Source organism: Marivita sp. (assembly GCF_051859345.1).
Taxonomy (GTDB): domain Bacteria; phylum Pseudomonadota; class Alphaproteobacteria; order Rhodobacterales; family Rhodobacteraceae; genus Marivita.
In genome coordinates, this window is record NZ_JBHYFV010000008.1 from 57,147 (window position 1) to 80,003 (window position 22,857).

General features: G+C 61.4%; 20 protein-coding genes. 12 read left to right on the forward strand and 8 right to left on the reverse strand.

The features are described from left to right. Nucleotides 1–138 precede the first annotated feature (138 nt). Complete coding sequence (locus ACTIEN_RS07640; protein WP_439522528.1) at nucleotides 139–957, forward strand: sulfotransferase family protein; 819 nt, start codon at nucleotides 139–141, stop codon at nucleotides 955–957. Nucleotides 958–1,027: 70 nt separating this feature from the next. Here ACTIEN_RS07640 and ACTIEN_RS07645 read toward each other — a convergent pair whose 3' ends face one another. Then, nucleotides 1,028–1,618 (reverse strand): DUF1285 domain-containing protein, encoded by a 591-nt coding sequence (locus ACTIEN_RS07645; protein WP_439522529.1) that lies wholly within the window; start codon nucleotides 1,616–1,618, stop codon nucleotides 1,028–1,030. A gap of 69 nt (nucleotides 1,619–1,687) precedes the next feature. Between ACTIEN_RS07645 and ACTIEN_RS07650 the strand changes: the two genes are divergently transcribed. From ACTIEN_RS07650 to ACTIEN_RS07665, 4 genes are read left to right on the forward strand one after another with little or no spacing between them, the layout of a single operon-like run. Next, entirely contained in the window at nucleotides 1,688–2,695 is a 1,008-nt protein-coding gene (locus ACTIEN_RS07650) for an AAA family ATPase (protein ID WP_439522530.1), read from the forward strand. After that, nucleotides 2,692–3,567 (forward strand): DUF58 domain-containing protein, encoded by an 876-nt coding sequence (locus ACTIEN_RS07655; protein WP_439522531.1) that lies wholly within the window; start codon nucleotides 2,692–2,694, stop codon nucleotides 3,565–3,567. Before ACTIEN_RS07650 ends, ACTIEN_RS07655 begins: the two co-directional genes overlap by 4 nt. After that, on the forward strand, nucleotides 3,564–6,335 hold the full coding sequence (locus ACTIEN_RS07660; protein WP_439522532.1) for a DUF4159 domain-containing protein: 2,772 nt from the start codon (nucleotides 3,564–3,566) through the stop codon (nucleotides 6,333–6,335). Before ACTIEN_RS07655 ends, ACTIEN_RS07660 begins: the two co-directional genes overlap by 4 nt. Continuing rightward, on the forward strand, nucleotides 6,335–8,377 hold the full coding sequence (locus ACTIEN_RS07665; protein ID WP_439522533.1) for a hypothetical protein: 2,043 nt from the start codon (nucleotides 6,335–6,337) through the stop codon (nucleotides 8,375–8,377). The genes ACTIEN_RS07660 and ACTIEN_RS07665 overlap by 1 nt, the downstream gene beginning before the upstream one ends. A 158-nt stretch (nucleotides 8,378–8,535) precedes the next feature. On the opposite strand, the gene ACTIEN_RS07670 is transcribed toward ACTIEN_RS07665, so the two are convergent. Continuing rightward, a complete protein-coding gene (locus tag ACTIEN_RS07670) occupies nucleotides 8,536–9,216 on the reverse strand; it encodes a DsbA family protein (protein ID WP_439522534.1) in 681 nt (226 codons plus the stop codon). Between the two features lie 31 nt (nucleotides 9,217–9,247). Then, nucleotides 9,248–9,760, reverse strand: coding sequence for a DUF721 domain-containing protein (locus ACTIEN_RS07675; protein WP_439522535.1), 513 nt, complete (start codon nucleotides 9,758–9,760; stop codon nucleotides 9,248–9,250). A gap of 82 nt (nucleotides 9,761–9,842) precedes the next feature. Here ACTIEN_RS07675 and ACTIEN_RS07680 point away from each other — a divergent pair, with 82 nt between their 5' ends. Both ACTIEN_RS07680 and ACTIEN_RS07685 read left to right on the forward strand, forming a co-directional pair. Continuing rightward, nucleotides 9,843–10,898, forward strand: coding sequence for an A/G-specific adenine glycosylase (locus tag ACTIEN_RS07680; protein WP_439522536.1), 1,056 nt, complete (start codon nucleotides 9,843–9,845; stop codon nucleotides 10,896–10,898). Between the two features lie 79 nt (nucleotides 10,899–10,977). After that, nucleotides 10,978–12,120 carry an alkane 1-monooxygenase gene (locus ACTIEN_RS07685; protein WP_439522537.1) on the forward strand — a complete coding sequence of 381 codons (1,143 nt, stop codon included), beginning with the start codon at nucleotides 10,978–10,980 and terminating at the stop codon, nucleotides 12,118–12,120. Between the two features lie 64 nt (nucleotides 12,121–12,184). Here the strand turns inward: ACTIEN_RS07685 and ACTIEN_RS07690 are convergent, their stop codons facing one another. Next, complete coding sequence (locus tag ACTIEN_RS07690; protein WP_439522538.1) at nucleotides 12,185–12,673, reverse strand: peroxiredoxin; 489 nt, start codon at nucleotides 12,671–12,673, stop codon at nucleotides 12,185–12,187. 94 nt (nucleotides 12,674–12,767) lie between these two features. Between ACTIEN_RS07690 and ACTIEN_RS07695 the strand changes: the two genes are divergently transcribed. Next, nucleotides 12,768–13,979 (forward strand): NAD(P)/FAD-dependent oxidoreductase, encoded by a 1,212-nt coding sequence (locus tag ACTIEN_RS07695; RefSeq protein ID WP_439522539.1) that lies wholly within the window; start codon nucleotides 12,768–12,770, stop codon nucleotides 13,977–13,979. Continuing rightward, nucleotides 13,976–14,548 (forward strand): 16S rRNA (guanine(966)-N(2))-methyltransferase RsmD, encoded by a 573-nt coding sequence (gene rsmD, locus ACTIEN_RS07700; protein WP_439522540.1) that lies wholly within the window; start codon nucleotides 13,976–13,978, stop codon nucleotides 14,546–14,548. The genes ACTIEN_RS07695 and rsmD overlap by 4 nt, the downstream gene beginning before the upstream one ends. A gap of 290 nt (nucleotides 14,549–14,838) precedes the next feature. Here rsmD and ACTIEN_RS07705 read toward each other — a convergent pair whose 3' ends face one another. After that, nucleotides 14,839–15,888 (reverse strand): TRAP transporter substrate-binding protein, encoded by a 1,050-nt coding sequence (locus ACTIEN_RS07705; protein ID WP_439522541.1) that lies wholly within the window; start codon nucleotides 15,886–15,888, stop codon nucleotides 14,839–14,841. Between the two features lie 267 nt (nucleotides 15,889–16,155). Between ACTIEN_RS07705 and ACTIEN_RS07710 the strand changes: the two genes are divergently transcribed. Further along, complete coding sequence (locus tag ACTIEN_RS07710; protein ID WP_439522593.1) at nucleotides 16,156–17,127, forward strand: MBL fold metallo-hydrolase; 972 nt, start codon at nucleotides 16,156–16,158, stop codon at nucleotides 17,125–17,127. Here the strand turns inward: ACTIEN_RS07710 and ACTIEN_RS07715 are convergent. Both ACTIEN_RS07715 and ACTIEN_RS07720 read right to left on the reverse strand, forming a co-directional pair. After that, entirely contained in the window at nucleotides 17,124–18,311 is a 1,188-nt protein-coding gene (locus tag ACTIEN_RS07715) for an MFS transporter (protein WP_439522542.1), read from the reverse strand. The genes ACTIEN_RS07710 and ACTIEN_RS07715 overlap by 4 nt on opposite strands. Before the next feature lie 5 nt (nucleotides 18,312–18,316). Beyond that, on the reverse strand, nucleotides 18,317–19,270 hold the full coding sequence (locus ACTIEN_RS07720; RefSeq protein ID WP_439522543.1) for an L-threonylcarbamoyladenylate synthase: 954 nt from the start codon (nucleotides 19,268–19,270) through the stop codon (nucleotides 18,317–18,319). A 139-nt stretch (nucleotides 19,271–19,409) separates the two neighbouring features. Here ACTIEN_RS07720 and ACTIEN_RS07725 point away from each other — a divergent pair, with 139 nt between their 5' ends. Together ACTIEN_RS07725 and ACTIEN_RS07730 are read left to right on the forward strand one after the other, a co-directional pair. Beyond that, a complete protein-coding gene (locus ACTIEN_RS07725) occupies nucleotides 19,410–21,110 on the forward strand; it encodes an acyl-CoA dehydrogenase (protein ID WP_439522544.1) in 1,701 nt (566 codons plus the stop codon). Then, nucleotides 21,107–22,153, forward strand: coding sequence for an MBL fold metallo-hydrolase (locus ACTIEN_RS07730; protein ID WP_439522545.1), 1,047 nt, complete (start codon nucleotides 21,107–21,109; stop codon nucleotides 22,151–22,153). Before ACTIEN_RS07725 ends, ACTIEN_RS07730 begins: the two co-directional genes overlap by 4 nt. 96 nt (nucleotides 22,154–22,249) lie before the next feature. On the opposite strand, the gene ACTIEN_RS07735 is transcribed toward ACTIEN_RS07730, so the two are convergent. Beyond that, nucleotides 22,250–22,807: a YqgE/AlgH family protein gene (locus ACTIEN_RS07735; RefSeq protein WP_439522594.1), complete on the reverse strand. Its 558-nt coding sequence runs from the start codon at nucleotides 22,805–22,807 to the stop codon at nucleotides 22,250–22,252. Between the last annotated feature and the right edge of the window lie 50 nt (nucleotides 22,808–22,857).

The following is a 22,857-nucleotide window of genomic DNA, read 5'->3' on the forward strand; positions in this document are numbered from 1 at the left end:
AGGTCTTCATCTGCACATTTTTAACCTCGTTCTTTTAGTGATAAGCGTGTTCAGTGATTGAATAAACCGACTTTCTTTGATTTTTTGTTTACGTTACCGGACGACAAGAGCCCGGAACGAGGCTGGAGGCGGCAGATTATGGGATTTCCCGGAACGTGGATGACCGAGAGCGAAAGCATGGTCTATCGCGTGGTGCCCAAATGCGCATGCTCGACCATTGGTCAGATCATGTTCTATTCCGATCATGGAACGTTCTTTGACGGCGACATCCATGATGCGCAATCCGGGCTTCACAAATGGGCGTTGGATCACAGCAAGACTCCAATAACCGAACGTATTCAATCACATGACACGTTTTCCTTTACATGTGTGCGCAACCCCTACACCCGCATCCTGAGTTCGTTCTTCGACAAGATCTGCGGCATTCAGCGCAACGGCAAGCGCTACCGCGGCAATCTTGTTCCGCTGCTGATCCAGAAATACGGAATTGAAGTGGGCGGTGAGGACGGCAAGCAGGAGTTCGATCAGATCAAAAGCTTCCGACGCTTTCTGTTGTTTGCGCGCGACACCATACGCTGGCGTCGGCCCATGGATCCGGACATTCACTGGTCCGCCATGTCAGGCCATGTCAGCACCTTCATCGTCAATGGCGGGCGCTACAACAACATCTTCTGGACCGAAAGCTTCAATGACGGGATGGCGGACGTGCTGTCAAAGGTCGAGACGAAGAAAAGCATCGACCTGAAGAAAATCCCGCGCTTCAACGAAAGCGAAGGGCACGGTCCCAAACGCGCGCATCCGGTCGAGGATTACTTTGACGACCTGTCCATGCATCTCATCTACGAGATCTACAAAAAGGATTTTGACCTGTTCAAATACGATTTCGAGAATCCGGGCAACAAGATGCCGATCGGCGAGATCGATCTGGACGAGGTGCATGCGAAACTGGGGGACTGACGTTCGGGCCCACGGCGAAACCTGTTCGAAAGGCGGCTGAATATCCGCTTCGAAGCGGGTTTACCCCGGATCAACCGGGCAGTTCGTCAGACGGAATGATCGGGAAAAACTGACCGCTTGACCATACGCCAAACCAATCCGTCCCATCGACATCGTGGGTCGCCCCACACTCCACCAGCCGATAGAAACTCTTGCGGTCGATCAGCGCCTCCAGATTGGTCCGAACAAGAACGTATGGCGACGGTTCTCCCGTCTCCACGTCCCGCTCCACCCGGATCGGGTGATCTGGTCCGGCGACCGCCGCATCACCGACATGGGTGGTGAAGGTCAGAACCTGTTCCGGCCCCTCCCCCGCAATGTCGAAATCGGTGGCGACAAAGGGCGCATCGTCGACGGTGATTCCCACCTTCTCGACTGGCGTCACCAGAAAATACTTGTCGCCGTCCTTGCGCAGAATCGACGAAAAAAGCTTGACCAGCGGAGCCCGGCCAATCGGCGTGCCCAGGTAGAACCACGTCCCGTCACGCGCGATCCGCATGTCAAGATCGCCGCAGAACGGCGGATCCCACAGGTGGACAGGCGGCAGGCCCTTGTTCTTTGTGGCGCGGACAGAGGCAGCGATGCCTTCTGCGGACGGAATAACACGATCTTGTGCGCTCATTGCTTTTGCCATTTCCCCTTTGCGCGTTACACTTTCCTGAAACAACCTAATGCGCAAGGGAGACACGTCATGGTCGCAGCCGAGGATTTGGTGGCAGAGATCGAAGCGCTGGAAGGCAAACTGGCCGAAGCCAGGACCGCCATCACCCGCCGGTTTATCGGTCAGGAGCGCGTTGTCGAACTCACCCTGACATCACTTTTGTGCGGCGGTCACGGACTGCTTATCGGCCTGCCCGGTCTTGGCAAGACGCGCCTTGTGGAGACAGTGTCGACGGTGATGGGCCTCAATGGCAATCGAGTGCAGTTCACGCCCGACCTGATGCCCGCCGATATCCTCGGCTCCGAGGTTCTTGAAACCGGTGCCGATGGCAGCCGGGCGTTCAAATTCATTCAGGGCCCGATCTTCTGTCAGCTTCTGATGGCCGACGAAATCAACCGTGCGTCGCCCCGCACGCAATCGGCACTGTTGCAGGCGATGCAGGAAAAGGTCGTCACGGTCGCGGGCGAAACGCGCCCCCTCGAAGCGCCGTTCCACGTTCTGGCCACGCAAAACCCGATCGAACAGGAAGGCACCTATCCGCTCCCCGAAGCACAGCTGGACCGCTTCCTTGTCCAGATCGACGTTCAATATCCGGATCGCAAGACAGAGAAAGAGATCCTGCTGGCGACAACAGGCGCTGAAGACGCGGAAGCCTACGGTGTGTTCACGGCCGCCGAGCTGATCGCGGCGCAGAAACTGCTGCGTCGGATGCCTGTCGGGGATTCCGTCGTCGAGATGATTCTCGACCTCGTCCGCGCCTTCCGTCCACATGATTCGCTGGCAAGTGACCGTGTCAAAGACACCGTTTCATGGGGTCCAGGCCCGCGTGCGGCGCAGGCTCTGATGCTGACCGTCCGTGCCCGCGCATTGCTGCAAGGACGTTTGGCCCCTGCACCAGAAGACGTGCTCAACATGGCGCGACCGGTGCTGACACACCGGATGGCCCTGTCCTTCTCGGCGCGCGCACGGGGTGAGGATCTTGGCAACCTGATCGACGAAGTGGCGCACCGCATGGTCGCAACCGAGGCTGCCGCGTGACAAGTGTCACTGCCCTTCGTCAACGCTCGGAAGAAGAAGCCGCCAAACTCCCCGCGCTCCTGGCTCGGGCCGAACACCTGGCCGGGACTGTCCTGTTGGGCGATCACGGACGGCGACGCTCTGGTCTGGGGGATGATTTCTGGCAATATCGCCCGATGCAACACGGCGATGCGCACCGCGACATCGACTGGCGTCGCTCTGCGCGCAGCGACACGCAGTTCGTGCGGGAACGGGAATGGCAGATTGCCCAAAGCGTGATTCTCTGGGTCGATCAGGCAGCGTCTATGCGCTTTGCCTCTGACGCCAACCTGACAACCAAGGCGAATCGCGCGCGAACACTTGCCCTTGCCAGTGCGATCCTGTTGATCCGGGGCGGGGAACGTGTTGGTCTGACGGGGTTTGAACTGCCGCCCCGGCGCGGTCAGGCCCAGATCACGCGGCTGGCCGAAATGCTGTCGGTCGACCAAGCGGACGATTATTCCGAACCCGAAGCGCGCGGCATGATTCCACAATCGCGGGCGATCTTCTTTTCGGACTTCCTTGGCGATCCCGCCCCCGTCGAAGCGGCACTGACCAAAGCTGCGGATCGCGGTGTCCGCGGCGCATTGGTACAGGTCTTGGACCCGAGTGAAGAAAACTTCCCCTTTGACGGGCGCACGATTTTCCAAAGCGTCGGAGGAGGTGTCAGGCATGAAACGCTCAAGGCGGGCGACCTTCGGACGCGCTATCTTGACCGGCTGGCCGAACGCAAAGACCGCCTTGAACAACTGTCGCGACTAACAGGCTGGCAATACCTCTGCCACCACACAAACGACAGCGCGCAATCCGCGCTGCTCTGGATATACCGGGCTATGGATGGGGCCCACAGATGACGCTATTCGGAATTGGTTTCGCAACGCCCTGGCTTCTGCTGACGCTTCTCGCGCTGCCGATCCTGTGGCTGATCCTGCGGGCAGTCCCTCCTGCACCGATCCGGCGCATGTTTCCCGGTGTGGTCCTTCTGCTTGGTCTCAAGGACGACGATCAGGTCAGCGACCGCACCCCGTGGTGGTTGCTGCTGCTGCGGATGCTGGCGGTTGCTGCGCTGATCATCGGGCTGGCCGGTCCGATCCTGAACCCCGAAACCGATGACATCGCTGCGAATGACGGGCCTTTGCTTGTCGTGATGGATGGCTCATGGGCGAGCGCGGCAAGCTGGCGCGCGCGGACACAGGCGCTTGATGGATTGCTGGCGCAAGCCGCCCGCGATGACCGCCGCGTGGCCCTGGTGAAACTGACCGCGCCGGAACCCGCCAGCTTTCAGACCGCCGATGATTTGCGCGCGCGGCTGGTCGGCCTGCAACCCGATCCCTGGGAACCCGGCACCGATCAGGTAGAACGCACGCTCGAGCTTTTGCCAGAAGGCGGTTTCGACACCTATTGGATGTCCGACGGGCTTGAACACGAGGCGCGCGCGACATTGCTGACCGCCGTTGAGGATCGTGGCACCGTGACGGTGTTTCAGGCCGGGCAAACCATCCTTGGCCTTGCCCCCGCCCGTTTCGAAGACGGCAATATCCTTCTGACAGCCCTGCGCGCCCAAACCGGTAGCGAACGCGAAGTAACGATATTGGCCCAAGGTCGCGATCCTGCGGGCAATCCTGCGGTTCTGGCCCGCGCCACGGCGACGTTCGAAGCGGACTCCACCAGCACCGAAACCGCGTTGGCCCTGCCATCTGAACTGCGCGCCCGCATCACCCGGTTCGAGATCGAAGGCAACCGCAGCGCCGGGGCAACCACCCTGCCCGACGACAGCCTGCGCCGCCGCGAGGTTGCGCTCTTGGCGGGGCGCGAAGACCGCGAAGGTCTGCAACTGCTCTCACCGCTCCACTATCTTCAAAAGGCTCTGGAACCCAGTGCCGACCTGCTGAACGGCGCGCTGATGGATATGATCCCGGCCAATCCCGACGTGATTGCCATGGCCGATGTCGCCACGCTTGGCGCAGCCGAGGAAGAGGCGATTCTCGACTGGCTCGACGGCGGTGGCATCCTCTTGCGCTTTGCCGGTCAGCGTCTGGCCGCAAGCGACATCAGCCGCGAAAGCGAAGACCCGCTGATGCCCGTGCGCCTGCGCGCAGGTGGCCGAAGCGTCGGCGGTGCAATGAGCTGGGGAGAACCGAAATCACTGGCCGAATTCAGCGAGGACAGCCCGTTCTTCGGCCTGCAGATCCCGGCTGACGTAACTGTCTCGGCGCAGGTCATGGCCCAACCTGACCCGGCATTGGCCGAACGCGTGATTGCCCAACTGACCGACGGCACCCCGTTGGTCACGCGCAAGGCGGTCGGACAGGGACAGATCATCCTGTTCCACGTTACCGCCAATGCCGAATGGTCGTCGCTGCCGCTGTCCGGGCTGTTCGTCCAGATGCTGGAACGACTGGCGATTGCGGCCGGAAACGCGTCACAACCCAGTGCCGAGGATTTGGCCGGAACAATCTGGCAGCCGAACATGGTGCTGGACGCGTTCGGCGCTTTGAGCAACGGCAACACGCTTCCGGGTGTGACCGGCGAAGACCTTGCCGAAGCGTCGCTTGGTCCGAATCTGCGTCCCGGTCTTTATCAAAGCCAGGATCGCGCACTGGCACGCAATGTGTTGTCCGCAGATTCCGTCCTGACCCCGGCGGCTTGGCCCTCGGACGTCACGGTCGAAGGCTTGACCACCTCCGAGGAAACACCGCTGGCCGGTTGGCTTCTGGCCTTGGCGATTGCGCTGCTGCTAGCGGATATCGTGGCGTCTCTGTTCCTGTCGGGTCGTCTGTCGGGTCCGCGCGCCACCACGGCGGCGGGGCTGGCCCTTGCCCTCCTGTTGACACCCGGACCCCCGGCGCAGGCGCAATCGGTGGATGATCAGTTTGCCTTGGCAGCGACCGCCGAGGTGACGTTTGCCCATGTCATCACCGGCGATGAAACGCTGGATCAGGTGGCGCATGCCGGCCTTCGGGGTCTGTCGGAAACGCTGTTCTTCCGCACGTCCGTCGAACCGGCAGACCCGGTTGCGGTCAACCTCGAAACTGATGAACTGGCGTTCTTCCCGTTCCTCTACTGGCCGATCACCCCAGATCAACCAACCCCCTCTGCCGAAGCCTATGCCAAGCTGAACACCTATCTGCGCTCTGGGGGGATGATCATGTTCGACACCCGCGACGCTGACATCGCCCGTTTCGGCACCGGAAGCCCGAATGGTCGCAAGCTACAACAACTCGCAGCACCGTTGGACATTCCTCCGCTTGAACCGCTTCCCGAAGACCACGTTCTGACGCGCACCTTCTACCTGCTTCAGGATTTCCCCGGCCGTCACAACAGCCGTGATGTCTGGGTCGAAGCCGCGCCTCCGGATGCGGAACTGGTCGAAGGCATGCCGTTTCGCAATCTCAACGACAACGTCACCCCGGTGATCATCGGCGGCAACGATTGGGCATCGGCCTGGGCAATGGATACACGCGGCAATCCGCTTTATCCCATCGGTCGCGGCTATTCCGGCGAACGTCAGCGCGAGATCGCGTATCGCTTTGGGGTCAATCTGGTCATGCATGTGCTGACCGGGAACTACAAGTCCGACCAGGTTCATGTACCTGCGCTTCTGGACAGATTGGGCAATTGATGACTGGCAGCATCGTTTTCGATCCACTTCTACCGTGGGCAATCATCGTCATCCTGGCGGCACTGGCAGCTGTTGGCGTGGCCTTGGCACTGTGGCGCGGGTTACAGGGTTGGGCCTTGCGCGCGCTGGCTGCCTTGGTTGTTCTGGCCGCGTTGGCGCAGCCGTCCTATCAAATCGAAGACCGCGCACCGCTGTCGAACATCGTTCTGATTTTCGAAGACAAAAGCGCCAGCCAATCGCTTGGCGAACGGCTTGACGACACAACGACTGCCGCCAACACGCTGGCCACTCAGTTGACCACACGCGAAAACACTGAAATTCGCCGGATCGAGGTCGGAGATGGCGACGGCGACACCGGAACGCTGCTCATGTCCGCCGTATCCGACGCGCTGGCCGAAGAACCGCGTGGCCGGATCGCGGGCATCTTCCTTCTCAGCGACGGGCGCGTGCATGACTTGGAACGCACACCCGATCTGCCCGCGCCGATGCACCTGCTCTTGACCGGCAAGGAAACCGATTGGGACCGCCGCCTGATCGTCAAGAACGCACCCGCCTTTGCCATCCTTGGCGAACCGGTCACTCTGACCCTGCGTGTTGAAGACGATGGCGCTGCACCCGAGGCCACATCGACCGTGATCGACATCTCGGTCGACGGTGCAGAGCCGCAGCAATTCGACATGCCCATCGGCGAGGATATCGAGCTGCCCATCACCCTGCCCCATGGCGGGCTGAACGTGATCCAGTTCACCGTCCCGACGGAAGAAGACGAACTGACCGAACGCAACAACACCGCGCTGGTGCAGATCAACGGCGTACGCGACCGGCTGCGCGTGCTCTTGGTCAGCGGCGAACCGCATGCTGGCGGTCGCACATGGCGCAACCTGCTGAAGTCCGACAGTTCTGTGGACCTCGTGCATTTCACCATCCTGCGCCCACCCGAGAAACAGGACGGCGTTCCGGTGACGGAACTGTCCCTGATCGCCTTCCCGACGCGCGAACTGTTCCTTGAAAAGATCGAGGATTTCGACCTCATCATCTTTGACCGCTACAAACGGCGCGGCATCCTGCCCGCGATCTATCTCGACAACGTGCGCAGCTATGTCGAAGAAGGCGGTGCCGTTCTTGTCGCTGCTGGCCCCGATTTCGCCAGCGCCGACAGCATCTATCGGTCACCGCTTGCCGACATCATTCCCGCCGAGCCCACGGCCCGGGTGTTCGAACGCGGCTATCGCCCCGGCATCACCGAACTTGATGATCGCCACCCTGTGACATCCGGGTTGGCCGGTGCCGACACCTGGGGCCGCTGGATGCGCCAGATCGAGGTTGACCCGATTGCCGGCGATGTCGTGATGAGCGGGATCGACGACAAACCGCTCCTGGTGCTGGATCGCGTCGGCGAGGGCCGCGTCGCGCTGATCGCCTCGGATCACGCATGGCTCTGGTCGCGTGGATTCGAAGGTGGCGGGCCGCAACTCGACCTGCTGCGCCGCTTGGCCCACTGGATGATGAAAGAACCCGAGCTTGAGGAAGAGGCGCTCTGGGCCGAACCCACAGGCCAGACAATGCGCATCATCCGCCGGACCCTGGATGAAAGCATCGGATCCGTGACGGTCACGCGCCCTGATGGCGAGGAAGAAGAAATCACTCTGGAAGAAGTGTCGCCCGGTCGCTTCGAGGCGCTTTATACCGGACCCGACATCGGTCTTTACCGTCTGGCCGAAGGCGATCAGGATGCGGTTGTCGGCCTTGGCCCTGCCGCGCCACGCGAATTCGAACAGACCATCGCCAGCGGTGAGGCTCTGGAGCCTGCCGTTGATGGCACAAGAGGCGGTGTGCGTCGGCTGGAAGACGGTGTGCCCGGCATCCGCACCGTGGGTGAAGGCCGCCCCGCCGCCGGACGCGGCTGGCTGGGCATCACCCCGCGCGAGGCGTTCGAGACACTGGATGTGACCCAGACGCCGATGCTGCCGGGATGGCTCGTCCTACTACTCGCGTCGGGCCTGATCCTTGGTGCTTGGCTGCGCGAGGGACGTCGGACGTAAATCTTTGTTGGCAAAAGGTTAAAAGGTCCGATCCGGTCTCATTGTTTCGCGCGCGAAACATTCGGACCGAACCGGACCCTTATTCGATAATCGCCGCAAGACAATAAAAAGGCCGGTTCACTGAACCGGCCTTTCTGCAAGATTATGTTGTGGCAGGATTAACTGCCCAGCTTCTCGTCCAGGATTTCCTGAAACTCGCTGTAGCTCATGTTCGAAAAAGTCTCGCCGTCGATCACGAAAGACGGGGTTGAATTGATCCCATGCTCTTCGGCATTGGCCTGATACCATTCGATCAGACCACGCGCCTTGTCACCATTGCTCAGGCACGCCTCCAACTGGTCGTTCTCAAGCCCCGCGATGCGGCCGATCTTGCGCAACTCGTCTGCAATGGCCGCTTCCGAACCTGCACGGCTCCATTCACCTTGCGTCTGATAGATCATGTCGGCAATGCCGAAGAACCGGTCTTCGCCACCACAACGGGCAACCAGAGATCCCCAAAGACCGTAGCGGTCGAAATAGACTTCACGATAGGTGAACTTCACCTTGCCGGTGTCGATGTAATCCTGCTTGAGGTTCTTGAACACGCCCTGATGGAAGGTCGCGCAATGCGGGCAGGTGAAGGACGCGTATTCGATCATCTCGACCGGCGCATCCTCGGCACCCAGCACCATTTCCTGAATGGTGACATCTGCCGCTTCGCTTTCCTGTGCATTCGCCGCACCCGGCAGCGCGATGGCCTGCCCGTTCACCGTCGGCGCGCTGGGCGTTCCGGCAACCCACCATCCCGCGCCAGCCACGAGGGCCGTTGCCAGTGCAATCGTCATCATCCGTTGTTTCATTGCGAAACCCTTTGCTCTGTTTGCCTTGGACCTAGGTCCGATTTTGCGTTTTGGAATAGACGTTCGTGGCCAGACGTTCCAGCGCGGATCGCAATCCGTCATCCTGAACACCATCAGCCAGCTGTTGCGCCTGCGGCAGAATGGCCGCGACCGTGTCGTCTGATCTGGTGGATTGTCGATGCTCGAAGCTCACCTGACCTTCGGAAAACCCGGTGGCCGCCGTCTGCGTGATGCGGATCCTGGAAATCGCATTGTAGCCATAAACCGCATTCACCTTTTCGCGCAGTTTCTCTTTCTGCATCTCGAGAATCGGCGCGTTGGACCCGGTTGTGAGAAGGGTCAGTGTTGCCCCAAACCCGCCCCGCCCATAACGCACATCCACCGGTCGGCTGATCCCTGCGATGTCCTCGCCCGCGATCTCGGTCCAGTGGGTCAACAGGCGCGATTGCGCAAAGCCACGCGTTTCGGACGTCTTGCGGATCTGTGTCTGCAAGAGACTGGACGTGCGTTTGAAACCATAAGTCTGACCGGTGCGCGGCGGCATGTTTGACTCCCTCTCTGGAACCCTATTCTAGTGATCCGACGCCGATGCAACCAGACCACAAATGAGACGCGAGATCAAAGGAATGTCAGACCTGCGTGAGCATCCCGATCCGCATGCGCTCTTGGAGTGGTATGACCGACATGCCCGTGCGATGCCATGGCGTGTCGGACCTGCCGCACGTGCCCAAGGAATCCGCCCGGACCCCTATCGCGTCTGGATGTCGGAAATCATGTTGCAACAAACCACGGTTGCCGCAGTCAAAACCTATTTCGAGTCGTTCACGACCCGCTGGCCCACCGTCAGCGATCTGGCTTTGGCCGACGACGCCGATGTGATGGCCGCATGGGCCGGTCTTGGATACTATGCCCGCGCCCGCAACCTGCTGAAATGCGCCCGCGTGGTACAGTCCGACCACGGTGGCGTTTTCCCCGACACCTATGACGGGTTGATCGCCTTGCCGGGAATCGGGCCCTACACCGCTGCCGCGATTTCCTCGATCGCGTTTGACCTTCCGGAAACCGTACTGGACGGCAATGTCGAACGGGTGATGGCGCGGATCCATGATGACCACACACCTTTGCCTGCGGCCAAGCCGGTGTTGATGGCCTATGCCTCTGCCCTGACACCCGAGGATCGACCGGGATGTTATGCGCAGGCGGTGATGGATCTTGGGGCCACGATCTGCACCCCCCGCAACCCGGCCTGCGGACTGTGTCCATGGCGCAGATCCTGCGCCGCATGGGAGGCCGGAACGGCCGCGGTGCTTCCACAGAAAACACCCAAGAAACGCAAGCCGACACGGTTCGGCATCGCCTACCTGGCGCGCCGCGTGGACGGGGCGTGGTTGCTGGAGCAACGCCCGGATCGCGGTTTGCTCGGCGGCATGCTGGGTTGGCCGGGCAGCGATTGGGGGGATGATCCGGTCGAAGACCCGCCCATCCGCGCCGAATGGCGCACCCTGCCTGCCGAGGCGCGTCACACATTCACGCATTTCCACCTGCGCCTGACGATCAGGACGGCACTTGTCCCGATGGACCGCGCCCCGTCGCGCGGGATGTTCGTCGAGGCCGAGGCATTTGACCCCACCGACCTGCCCACAGTGATGCGCAAAGCCTACGCTCTCACCCAAGGCAGATGACGCAGCGCGACGTCAGTCTTGGTGAAACCCTTCACACCCTGCTAGAATTGGGCATTGCACCTCATCACGAGCCCGCACGATGACCGAGCGCACGTTGCACACCCCGACGTCCCGCCTGCCCTTCCGGGCGGCGCTGCCGTTTTGGCTGTCACTTCTGATGATCCCCCTGCTGCTGTCCTCTGCGTTGATGGGCGGCCTGTGGACACTTGCCCCGATCATCGCGACCTGGAGTGTGTTCGCGGTGCTTGATGCAGCCCTGGGCCTGGACACGGACAACCTTGATCCGCACACCAGAGACAGCGCGCTTCATTGGCATCGGTTGATCACGCTGATCTGGCCGCCGCTGCAAGTTCTGATGGTCTTCTGGCTGGTCTGGTACATCCCGCGCGCCACCCATCTGGGTGCGTTGGAGATTTATCTGGTCAGCGTTGGCATGGGGGTTTTGTCCGGCTCGATCGGCATCGTTTATGCGCATGAACTGATGCATCAGCGAAACAAACTGGAACGCTGGCTCGGGGATCTGCTGATGTGCATGGCGTTGTATGGACATTTCCGGTCGGAACACCTTCTGGTGCATCACCGCCATGTGGGCACCCCGCGCGATCCGGTGACCGCGCGCTATAATGAAAGCTTCTGGCGCTTTTACCCTCGGGTTCTCAAGGGATGTCTCACATCCTCTTTCAACGCCGAACGCGCCATGCTGGCGCGCAAGTCTCTGCCATGGTGGCACCAGAGCAATCCGTTCTGGCGCTACGCCGCGCTGCAGCTCGCTTTTCTGATCCTCGCCTATGGGCTTGGCGGCGGGTTGGGCGTTCTGATCTTCCTGGTGCAGGCGTTGACCGCCGTTTTTCAGCTCGAGGTGGTGAATTACGTCGAACATTACGGACTGACCCGGAAATACCTGGGCGACGGCAGGTTCGAACACGTCAAACCGCGCCACAGCTGGAACGCGTCGCACACGGCGTCGAACTGGTTGCTCATCAACCTGCAGCGCCATTCGGATCACCATTTCAAACCTGACCGCAGATTTCCCCTGCTTCAGACCTATGACGAGGAGGATGCGCCGCAACTGCCCTACGGGTATCCGGTGATGACCTTCTTTGCCCTTTTCCCGCGCAAATGGCGGGCCATGATGAACCCGCGCGTAAAGGCATGGCGCGCGCGGTACTATCCCGAGATCGCCGATTGGTCCGATTACAACAAGGCCCGGCACGGACTGTGATCCGACACCGGGCCCAAAACGCTTCAAAGCGTTTAGCCAAATCCTTCGAAGGATTTGGCAGCGCTTACAATTCTGCCAGCAGTGCTTCACCACCCGAGATTTCGCAGGTGCCGGGGCTTTCCTCGACATGCAGCCTGGTCACCACGCCGTCCTCCACCAGCATCGCATAGCGCCTGGAGCGAGAGATCAAGCCGGCGGGCGGCGCGGTGAACTCCATGCCGACGGCCCTTGTGAACGCGCTTTCGGCGTCGCCCAGCATCGTGATCCCGGCCTCGGCCGCACCTGTGGAGTCGCCCCAGGCTTTCATCACGAAGGGGTCATTGACCGACACACAGACGATCTCGTCCACGCCTTTGGCCATGAATTGATCCTTCGTGCGGATAAAGCTGGGCACATGGGCCGAGTGGCAGGTCGGCGTGAACGCGCCCGGCACGGCGAACACCACCAGCGTCTTGCCTTTGGCGTGCGCGGCCAGATCAACCGGTTCAGGGCCTTCGGCCCCCATTTTCACAAGTGTGGCCGCTGGCAGTGTGTCGCCCGGTGCAATAGTCATCTGTCGTCCCTCGCTGAAGAATTGCATTTATGATGATGTGCCATATAGGGTCGCGCGGACAGAGACCAATGGCGGTTTGAAAAAAGGAACCGGGATGAGCAACGTGATTGTTGTGGGGGCCGGGCAGGCCGGAGCGTCAGTGGTGGCACGGTTGCGCACCCAAGGCTTTGACGGCGACGTCACCCTGATCGGAGAAGAGCCGTTCCCCCCTTATCAGCGCCCGCCTTTGTCCAAGGCCTATCTGCTGGGCGAGATGGACCGGGAACGGCTCTATCTGCGCCCCGAAAGCTATTACGCGGAACAAGACATCACGCTGCACCTCGGAGCACCCGTCACGGCGATTGATACGGTGGCGCGCAGGTTGACCGTTGGCGATCAGACGCTGACTTATGACGATCTTGTGCTGACCACCGGATCGACCCCTCGCCGCCTGCCCGCAGCCATCGGCGGAGATCTCGACGGAGTGCTGATGGTGCGCGGCCTTCAGGATGTCGATGCGATGGCCCCCCGCTTTGCGGCAGGCGCGCGGGTGCTGATCGTCGGGGGCGGGTATATCGGGCTTGAAGCCGCAGCTGTGGCCGCCAAGCGCGGGTTGCAGGTGACTCTGGTCGAAATGGCCGACCGCATCCTCCAGCGGGTCGCGGCCCCGCAAACCTCGGACTTCTTCCGCGATCTGCACATGCGGCATGGCGTCGATCTGCGCGAAGGTGTCGGGCTGGACCATCTGACTGGTGAGGCTGGCGCGGTCGTCGGGGCGGTTCTGAGTGATGGCAGCACCCTCAATGTCGATTTCGTGCTTGTCGGGGTCGGGATCGCACCGAACACAACGCTGGCCGAAGCGGCGGGTGTACGTCTGGACAACGGGATCGCAACAGACGCGTTCGGACGCACGTCGGTTCCGCATATCTGGGCCGCAGGCGACTGCGCTTCGTTCCCGCGCAATGGGCAACACATGCGCCTGGAAAGCGTTGGCAACGCCATTGATCAGGCGGAATGTGTCGCCGACAACATCCTCGGTGCAGAAAAGCCCTATGACGCCAAGCCGTGGTTCTGGTCGGATCAGTACGATGTGAAGCTGCAAATTGCCGGGCTTGGCACCGGCTATGACACGATTGTCGTGCGCACCGGTGACGGCGATACCCTGTCGCACTGGTATTATGCAGGTGATCGGCTGTTGGCGATTGATGCCATGAATGATCCACGCGCCTACATGGTGGGCAAGAGGTTGATCGAGGCGGGCAAATCGCCCGTGCGCGCTGTGGTGTCTGATCCGACAACCGACCTCAAGGCCTTGCTCAAGGCGTGAGGATCATCGCAGGCACATGGCGCGGACGCCCACTGGCGAATGTGGGCAAAGGCGATCCGGGCGCGCATCTGCGCCCCACGACCGACCGGGTGCGCGAAAGCCTGTTCAACATGCTGGCCGGTGGCCGCTTTGGCGATCCGTTCGAAGACGCACATGTGCTGGATCTGTTCGCGGGCACCGGCGCGCTGGGTCTTGAGGCGATGTCGCGTGGCGCGGCGTCCGCGGTGTTTGTCGATGACGGGCGCAAGGCCGTGTCGCTGATCAAGGCCAACATCAAGACTCTGGAATGTGCCGCATGCCGCGTGATCACGCGCGACGCGACACGACTGCCCAAAAGTGACGGCGCGTCGGCAACCCTGATGTTTCTGGATCCGCCCTATGGCAAAGACCTTGGACAGAAAGCGCTGAAGGCCGCAGTCGATGGCGGCTGGTTGGCCGATGGCGCGCTGGTTGTCTGGGAGGAAAACGCACCGCAAGCCGCGCCGGACGGGTTCATCCGGTTGGACACCCGGCGCTATGGCGACACCCATGTCACGGTGTTGCGGTTTGGGGATACCGGGGAGTCGTGATACCTTCCCGTCATGACATCGTTTGTACCCACAGCGCAGGCTTTCCCAAACCGCGAGGAAGACGCCCGGGACAAGACGCGCCCACCTGTCAAAGGGGGGCCGGTCCTGATGGCGGATTGCACGACTCCGGTGGCGGGAGAGACGCTTTTGTCGTTGCTCTGGAAACGCTGGGACACTGACAGATGATCTGAGCAGCGGTTTTTGCGTCGACGCAAAAACGACGAGGCATTGATGCCTCGTCGCGCGTGGTAACGGGCTGGTCAGACCGGATCGCTCCAACCGAAGGCAGATCAGCCGCCCGTTGCGGTGGCCGTCCCCCGATTTGCCGTAACAGCCTCTCTGGCGTCTTCGACCAGTTGCGCCGCGTTCAGGCCACGCTTTGTCATCTCGGCAATCCAGTCCTGTGTGACCTCGTCGCCCAGCGCAACAATCCGCGCTGTCTCGGTCGCGTTCAGCGTGGCGATCTCGTTGCCCGCGTCTTCCATGACCGCGCGACCGTCCCGATCTCCGGTGTCATGTGCGCGGCCCGCCATCGCCGAGGTTTCGAGCCCCGAATTGGCATCAATCACCGCCCTGAGGTCATCCGGTAGACCCTCATAGGTGTCCTTGTTCATCGCCCAGATGAAGTAGAGATTGTAGAGCGACTTGTCGCCGGCCACATCTGTGTGACTGTCGGTGAGTTCATCGAGTTTGAGCGAGGGTGACATTTCCCAAGTGATCACGCCACCATCCACCACACCCTTGCTGAGCGCTTCGGGAAATTGCGGCACTGGCAACCCGATCGGCTCTGCCCCCAGCTTGTCCAGAAGCAGGGTCGCGGGGCGCGACGGGCCGCGCAGTTTCAGACCTGCGAAATCCGTCAGGTCGGCGATGGCGGGTCCGGTCTTGTGGATGATCCCCGGCCCGTGCATGTGAGCCGCGATCAGATGCACATCGGCAAAATCGTCCGCCAGGTGTTGTTGTGTAAATGCCCAAGCCGCACGCGACGCTTCTTCTGCGCTTTTGGTCACCATGAACGGCAACTCCAACGCCTCGGCTTCGGGGAAGCGACCGGGTGTGTAGCCCGGAATGACCCAGCCACCATCAATCACGCCATCGCGGATCAGATCATATTGCGCAGTGGCTTTGCCGCCCAGCTGCATGAACGGATAGATGTCGATCTTGATGCGGCCATTCGATTCGGCCTCGACCTTTTTGACCCAGGGATCAAGGAAATATTTCGGGTTCGCCGAATTGGGCGACACGAAATGCTGGAACCGCAGAGTGACCTCTTGCGCGATACCAGTGGTCGCGGAAAGGCCAAGCATGGCGGTGAGAGCGGCGGTCTTGAGGAAATTCATGTCTCGGCGCCTCCTGTCTGAAGCGTTGGTTACATGCTGCTGCGTTGCGGCACGATGGGTAAGTAGTCAAATCGGCGCACAGTTGCAAACGGTTCGCAAGATGTCCAACCTAGTATGCGCGACTATCCTACTGAGCTTGCAAAGCTTTCCGACATACTCGGGAATTGGTTCCGGACTTTCCCCTCTGACACACAAGCGTAATTCGCAATTGCAGCATGCGTCGGCGTCATGTTATTCACAAAGCTGAATTTATCTCTGGGAGGAGACATCATGCTTTTACGCCCAACCCGACGCGCGTTTCTGAAAACCGCCGCTGCCATGCCTGCTTTTGCACTACCGGGCGCGCAGGCTTTCGCCAATCTGGGGGGGCCAGAGGGCGGCAATCCGGGCTATTTCCGGTTCACGTTGGGCGACGCAAAAATCACGATTGTCTCTGATGGGTACCTTGAACTGCCGACCGACGGACTTGGCGTAAATGCCGACCCGGCAGATGTGCAGGCGTTTCTGGCGGCGCATTACCTGTCGACCGAAATCAACACGTCCCACACAAACCACATGTTCATCGAAATCGGGGACAACAAGGTGCTTGTCGATGTCGGATCGGGCAATCGCTTCATGCCCACGGCAGGTCGGGTCTGGTCAAACATGGATGCGGCGGGGATCGACCCGGCCGAGATCACACATGTCGTTATCACGCACGCGCATCCCGATCACATCTGGGGCATTCGCGACGATTTTGACGAAGCGATTCTTCCCGACGCGGCATATTACCTTGGTGAAACGGAACACGATTACTGGATGCAGGACGGTCTGGCGACGCAGGTTCCCGCCGAGTTGCAGCAATTTGTGGTTGGCGCGCAGAACTCGATCAATGTTGATGGCGCGGAATGGGAATTGATGTCGGACGGGTTTGAAGTTGTGCCCGGTGTCCGCGTGATCGACACACCCGGCCACACGCCCGGCCACATGGCGGTGGTCGTGGAAAGCGGCGGGCAGCAGCTGATCGCGCTGGGCGATTCAATGAGCCACGCCTACACCAACTTTGCCCATCCCGAATGGTACAATAATTTTGATTCCGACGGCGATCAGACAGTTGCGACCCGCAAGCGCCTGCTGGACATGGCGGCGACGGACCGGATGGCGGTTCTGGGCTATCACTTCCCCTTCCCCGGTGTCGGCCATGTCATGCGCGAAGGCGATGGCTACAGTTTTGTTCCGGCGCTCTGGAAGTTCGATTAACGCCCGGCAGGCCTTAGATTGGCGGCGCGGTGGGACCACAGGATATGGCCCAGCGCGCCCAGCGCCGTGATCCCCGCCGTCGCGCCAAGCCATGTCAGGTCACCCACGGTCTGAACCAGACCGCCCAACGCGGAGCCCGAGGCCGTGCCGACATAGATCGCCGCCGCGTTGAGGGCGAGCACTACACCGGCCAATTGCGGCGCGAGGTGCAGAAGGCGCACCTGTTGCGGCGCCACGAAGGACCAGCCAAAGGCAGACCAGACAAAGACGAGGACGAGAAGCAGTCCTCCGTCGATGGGCAGCCCCGAAAACAGCGGCATCAGGACGATCTGACCAAGACAGAGAAGAACCAGCGATTTCACCGAACCCAGCCGGTCGGTCAGCGCGCCACCGATCAGGTTGCCGGCCACGGCCCCCGCGCCGAACAGCAAAAGCACAAGCGTGATGCCATCGCGGCCATAGCCCATCGTCTGTTCCAGCAGCGGCGCGAGATAGGTGAACAGCACATAGATTGCGCACAGGAAACTTGCGGTGAAAAGAACGGCCCCCATCACCAGCCCGTCCTTGAGCGCGCGCCCAAGGTCCGCCAGGGTCACCGGAGTAAAGCGCAGCCCTGCCGGGACACGGACCCAGATCAGGACGGTCGACAGAATGGCCAGCGCCATCACGATCCAGAACGCCGCGCGCCAGCCAAAGGTGAACGCAATCCAGCCTCCGATGGGAACACCCAAAGCCTGCGACAGGGTCAGGCCGAAATAAAATGCGGCGATGGCTTTGCCCTGTGTTGTCTTGGGCGCAAGGGCCGCAACAACCGCCGCCCCCACCGGCGTCACGACACCAGCGCCAGCGGCAGCAACGGCGCGCCCCATGTACAGCACGCTCACATTCGGTGCGATGGCGGACAACAGCGCGCCCAGCGCAAACACGATCATTCCCGCCGCGATGACCCTCCGGCGTCCGATCCTCCCGGTCAGCGACACGAGCAACGGTGACAGCAGGGCATAGGCCAATGCGTAGGCCGTCATCGCCCCGCCTGCTGCGGCTGTGCTGATTCCAAGGTCGCCCGCCAGCAAGGGAACCATGCCGATCACCACAAACGCGCCCATGCCGATGACGAAATTGCATCCCGACAGCAGCGCGATAAGGCCGACGGGGGGTCGGCTCTGCTCAGGGACACTTGTCATCGGGTTTATCCTTCGCGCGGAGCCGCCGCACGGCTGAGGCGATCGTTGATGGCAACACCCAGCCCATCATGCGGGATCGGCGACACCGCGATCACTTTGCCCTTCTGCGCATCCAGCCGGTGCAGATAGTCAAAAAGATGCGCAGCCGCTTCAACCAGATCCTCGGATTCCGACAGGTTGAGGTCACACGCCACATCGCCGAACCCAAGGCGCAACTCTCCGGGCTGCCACTCGGTTGCGTTCAGACGCACCTGCGCATGCGGCGCATAATGCGACATGAGCTGCCCAGGGGCCGAGAGAGCTTCGGCCTTGTGCCGGATGGCAAGATGACGGCCAAGCGTTGCCGCCAGCACATCTTCCGTGATCCCGCCGGGACGCAGCATGACCGGTTTGTCCAGAAGGCCGACAATGGTCGATTCCAGCCCAACGGCGCAGGACCCTCCATCCAGCACTGCATCCACCCGGTTGCCCAGACTGGCAACGACGTGATCCGCCTGTGTCGGACTGATCTGACCCGACCGGTTGGCCGAGGGCGCCGCAACGCCGCCGCCGAAGGCACGCAGAACCGCGCGTGCAGAGGCGTGCGCCGGAAGCCGGACCGCAAGTGTTTCGAGCCCTGCCGAAACCAGCGGCGAAATCGGGCTGTCGGGTTGTTTGCGAAGCACCAGCGTCAGCGGCCCCGGCCAGAACGTCTGCGCCAGCAACTCTGCCTCGGGCGTCCAGACCACATGGCGCTTCAACGTCTCGGGATCGGCGAAATGCACAATCAGCGGATTGAAACTTGGTCGCCCCTTCGCATCGTAAATCCGTGCAACGGCACGATCATCGCAGGCATCCGCGCCCAGCCCGTAGACCGTTTCCGTCGGAAACGCGACCAAACCGCCGGTGCGCAAGATGTCCGCCGCCCGGACGTGACCCGCATCGGTATCGGGCAATATTTCCGCAGAAGAAGGGTTCATCGGTCGTGACGCCGCGTTTTTGTTGATGGGGCTGATCGCATTCGTCAGGGTCGCACAAAAAGTTGCTGTTTGCTTATCGCTCTGGCATCCAAATGCCAAGCCGCCGCAACACAAGCCTGACGTCGAAGGAAAGTTGCCCATGCCATATCGCGCCCCTGTTTCCGAATTCCGTTTCCTTTTTGACCATGTTGTCGGCTTTGATCAGGTTGCCGCAACCGACCGTTTCGCCGAAGCCACACCTGAAACCGTCGAGGCGGTCCTGAACGAGGCCGGAAAACTGTGTGAAGAGGTTCTGGCCCCGCTGCAACGCCCCGGCGATCTTCACCCGGCTCGGCTCGAAAACGGAATTGTCCGCACCTCGCCCGGCTTTGACGACGGCTACCGCGCCATTGCCGAAGGCGGCTGGGTCGCGATTGCCGCCGATCCGGAGTTCGGCGGTATGGGTCTTCCCATGACGATGACCACCGCGGTGAACGACATGATGAGCGCCGCGTGCCTGTCGCTGCAATTGGCGCCGCTGATGACCCAGGGCCAGATCGAAGCGCTTGAGAATCACGCAAGTGACACGATCAAGGCTCTGTATCTGCCCAAGCTGATTTCCGGCGAATGGGTTGGCACCATGAACCTGACCGAACCGCAGGCGGGCAGTGATGTGGGCGCGCTGACGACCAAAGCCGACCCGAAGGGGGATGGCACCTACGCGATCACGGGCCAGAAGATTTACATTTCCTGGGGCGACAACGATTTTTCTGAAAACGTCTGCCATCTGGTCCTGGCGCGTCTGCCCGATGCCGTGCCGGGCACCAAGGGGATCAGCCTGTTCCTTGTGCCCAAGCGTATCCCGGATGAAAACGGTGTGCCGGGTGTGGCCAACGATCTCAAGGTGGTCAGCCTTGAGCACAAGATGGGCCTGCATGGCAGCCCCACCGCCGTGATGCAGTATGACGGCGCGACCGGGTGGCTGATCGGTGACGAAAACGACGGCATGCGCGCCATGTTCACGATGATGAACAACGCCCGCCTTGGCGTTGGCGTACAAGGCATTGGCGTCGCGGACGGAGCCTATCAGCACGCGCTGGCCTATGCCGAAGGTCGCAAGCAGGGCCGGACAGAGAACAACACGATCATCGACCACGCCGATGTGCGCCGCATGCTTGCGACGATGAAGGCCGACACCTTTGCCGCCCGCGCCATCGCGCTGGCAAATGCCGTTGCCATCGACATGGAAACCGCGACCGGTCATGCCGATTGGGCGGCCCGCGCAGCACTTCTGACACCGATCACCAAGGCCTTTGGAACCGATACGGGGATTGACGTTGCCCAGATGGGGGTGCAGGTGCATGGGGGTATGGGAGTCATCGAAGAAACCGGCGCGGCACAATATGCGCGCGATGTGCGGGTGACCGCGATTTACGAAGGCACCAACGGCATCCAGTCGATGGACCTTGTCGGCCGCAAGCTCATGGATGGCGGCGAGGCTGCGTACCGCCTGCTCGACGAGATGGAGGCCGAGGCCGAAGCGACCCGCGCCGATCTTCCGGACCTTGCCGAAGCGGTCTGGCAGGCTTGCGAAACGCTGCGTGAAACCACCGAATGGATGGTCACCCAAGGCGCGCAGGACCGTTTTGCAGGTTCCGTTCCCTATCTGCGCGGCTTTGCCCGCGTGTTGGGTGCGCATTTCCACCTCAAGGCGGCGCGTGCTGACATGAACGGCAGCCATGGACGGCTTGCAGGCTTCTATATCAATCGCCTGTTGCCGGAACATGTCGGTCTTCTGGCCCATGCCCGCCAGGGCGCGGACGCGCTTTATGCCCTGAGCCTGGACGATCTGGCCGCATGAAGGACCGGACCACGAGCGGCATTCGCTATCCCTGGGACACTCCCCCCGAAGAGGGCACCGCAACCGAGGTCGCTGACGGGGTTCTGTGGATTCGCCTTGCCCTGCCAATGAAGCTCGATCACGTCAATGTCTACGCGCTGGACGATGGCGATGGCTGGACCATCGTGGACACCGGGTTTGCGTCGAACCGGAGCAAGGCGCTTTGGGCGAAGTTGATGGCGGGACCGCTTGGCGGTAAACCGATCACCCGCGTGATCGTCACCCATCACCACCCCGATCATATCGGCATGGCGGGCTGGCTTCAGTCGGCCCACGGTGCAGAACTGATCACCACGCGCACCGCCTGGCTGATGGGCCGGATGCTGCAGCTTGACGAACAGCCCACGCCCAGCGCGGAAACGGTGGCGTTCTGGCGGAGCTGCGGCATGGACGCGGCAATCCTCGAAAGGCGCAAGGCGGAACGTCCGTTCAATTTCGCCGATTGCGTCGCACCTTTGCCCCTTGGGTATACCCGCATTCGACAGGGTGACACCATCACGACCGGGGGGCGCACATGGGACATCCATATCGGCAATGGCCACGCGCCGGAACATGCCACGCTTTGGTCACGCGATGACAACCTCGTTCTTGCGGGCGATCAGATCCTGCCGTCGATAAGTTCGAATATCGGGGTCTACGCCACTGAACCCGACGCCGATCCCGTGGCCGACTGGCTCGAGTCCTGTGAACGCCTGTCCACCATCGCGGGTGACGACCATCTGGTGTTGGGAGGGCACAAGCTGCCCTTCACCGGGCTGCCCTTGCGTCTGCATCAGTTGATCGAAAACCACCACGGTGCGCTGCGCCGGCTCGAGGCGCATATCGCAATACCAAGATCGGCAGGGGACTGTTTCGCCCCGCTGTTCAAACGCCATATCGGCGATGCCGAATACGGGCTCGCTCTGGTCGAGGCGATGGCCCATTGCCTGCACCTCTGGCATGAAGGGCGCGCCACGCGCACGATGGCCGACACTGGGGCCTGGCAGTTTCAAGCCAAACCGTGACGGCCTCTCTGGTTTAAGAATATCTTTGGGTGAGGCGCTCTTGCTCCACAGGGCCGCGCCCCTGACGAAGGAAGCCTGACCGTCGGCGCGCCTCTCTCAGGCGCGTCCCCCTTCCGAGGACAGGGCCAGCGGCGAAATTCCAAGACTGCCCAGCGCGGCTTCCCATTTGTCGCCATCAGCCCTGTCGAACACCAAATCGTTGCTGGCATCACAAATCAGCCAGCCATTGGCGGCAATCTCGCTCTCGAGTTGGCCGGGACCCCAGCCCGCATATCCCAGAACGACCAGGCGCTTGTCCGGTCCATTGCCGTTGGCGATGCTTTCCAGCACATCCAGCGTCGCCGTCATTGCAAACCCATCATCGACATTCAGCGTTGTCATCTCGGATCGGAAGTCCGGAGAATGCAGCACAAAACCACGGCCCAGTTCCACCGGCCCGCCGAAATGCACACGGATGCCCGAGATGTCGCCGGTATTGTCGATCGGCAACTGGTCCAGCAGGTTCTCAAAGCTCACATCGGCAGAGGGTTTGTTGACGATCAGCCCCATCGCCCCGTCATCTGAATGGGCACAGATAAAGATCAGGCTGTGCTCAAAGCGCGGATCGGGCATCCCCGGCATCGCGATGAGCATTCGGCCCGTCAGATCGGTCATGGTTTCAGAAACGCTGGTCACATGCCAAACATGGACAGCACTGCTGGGGG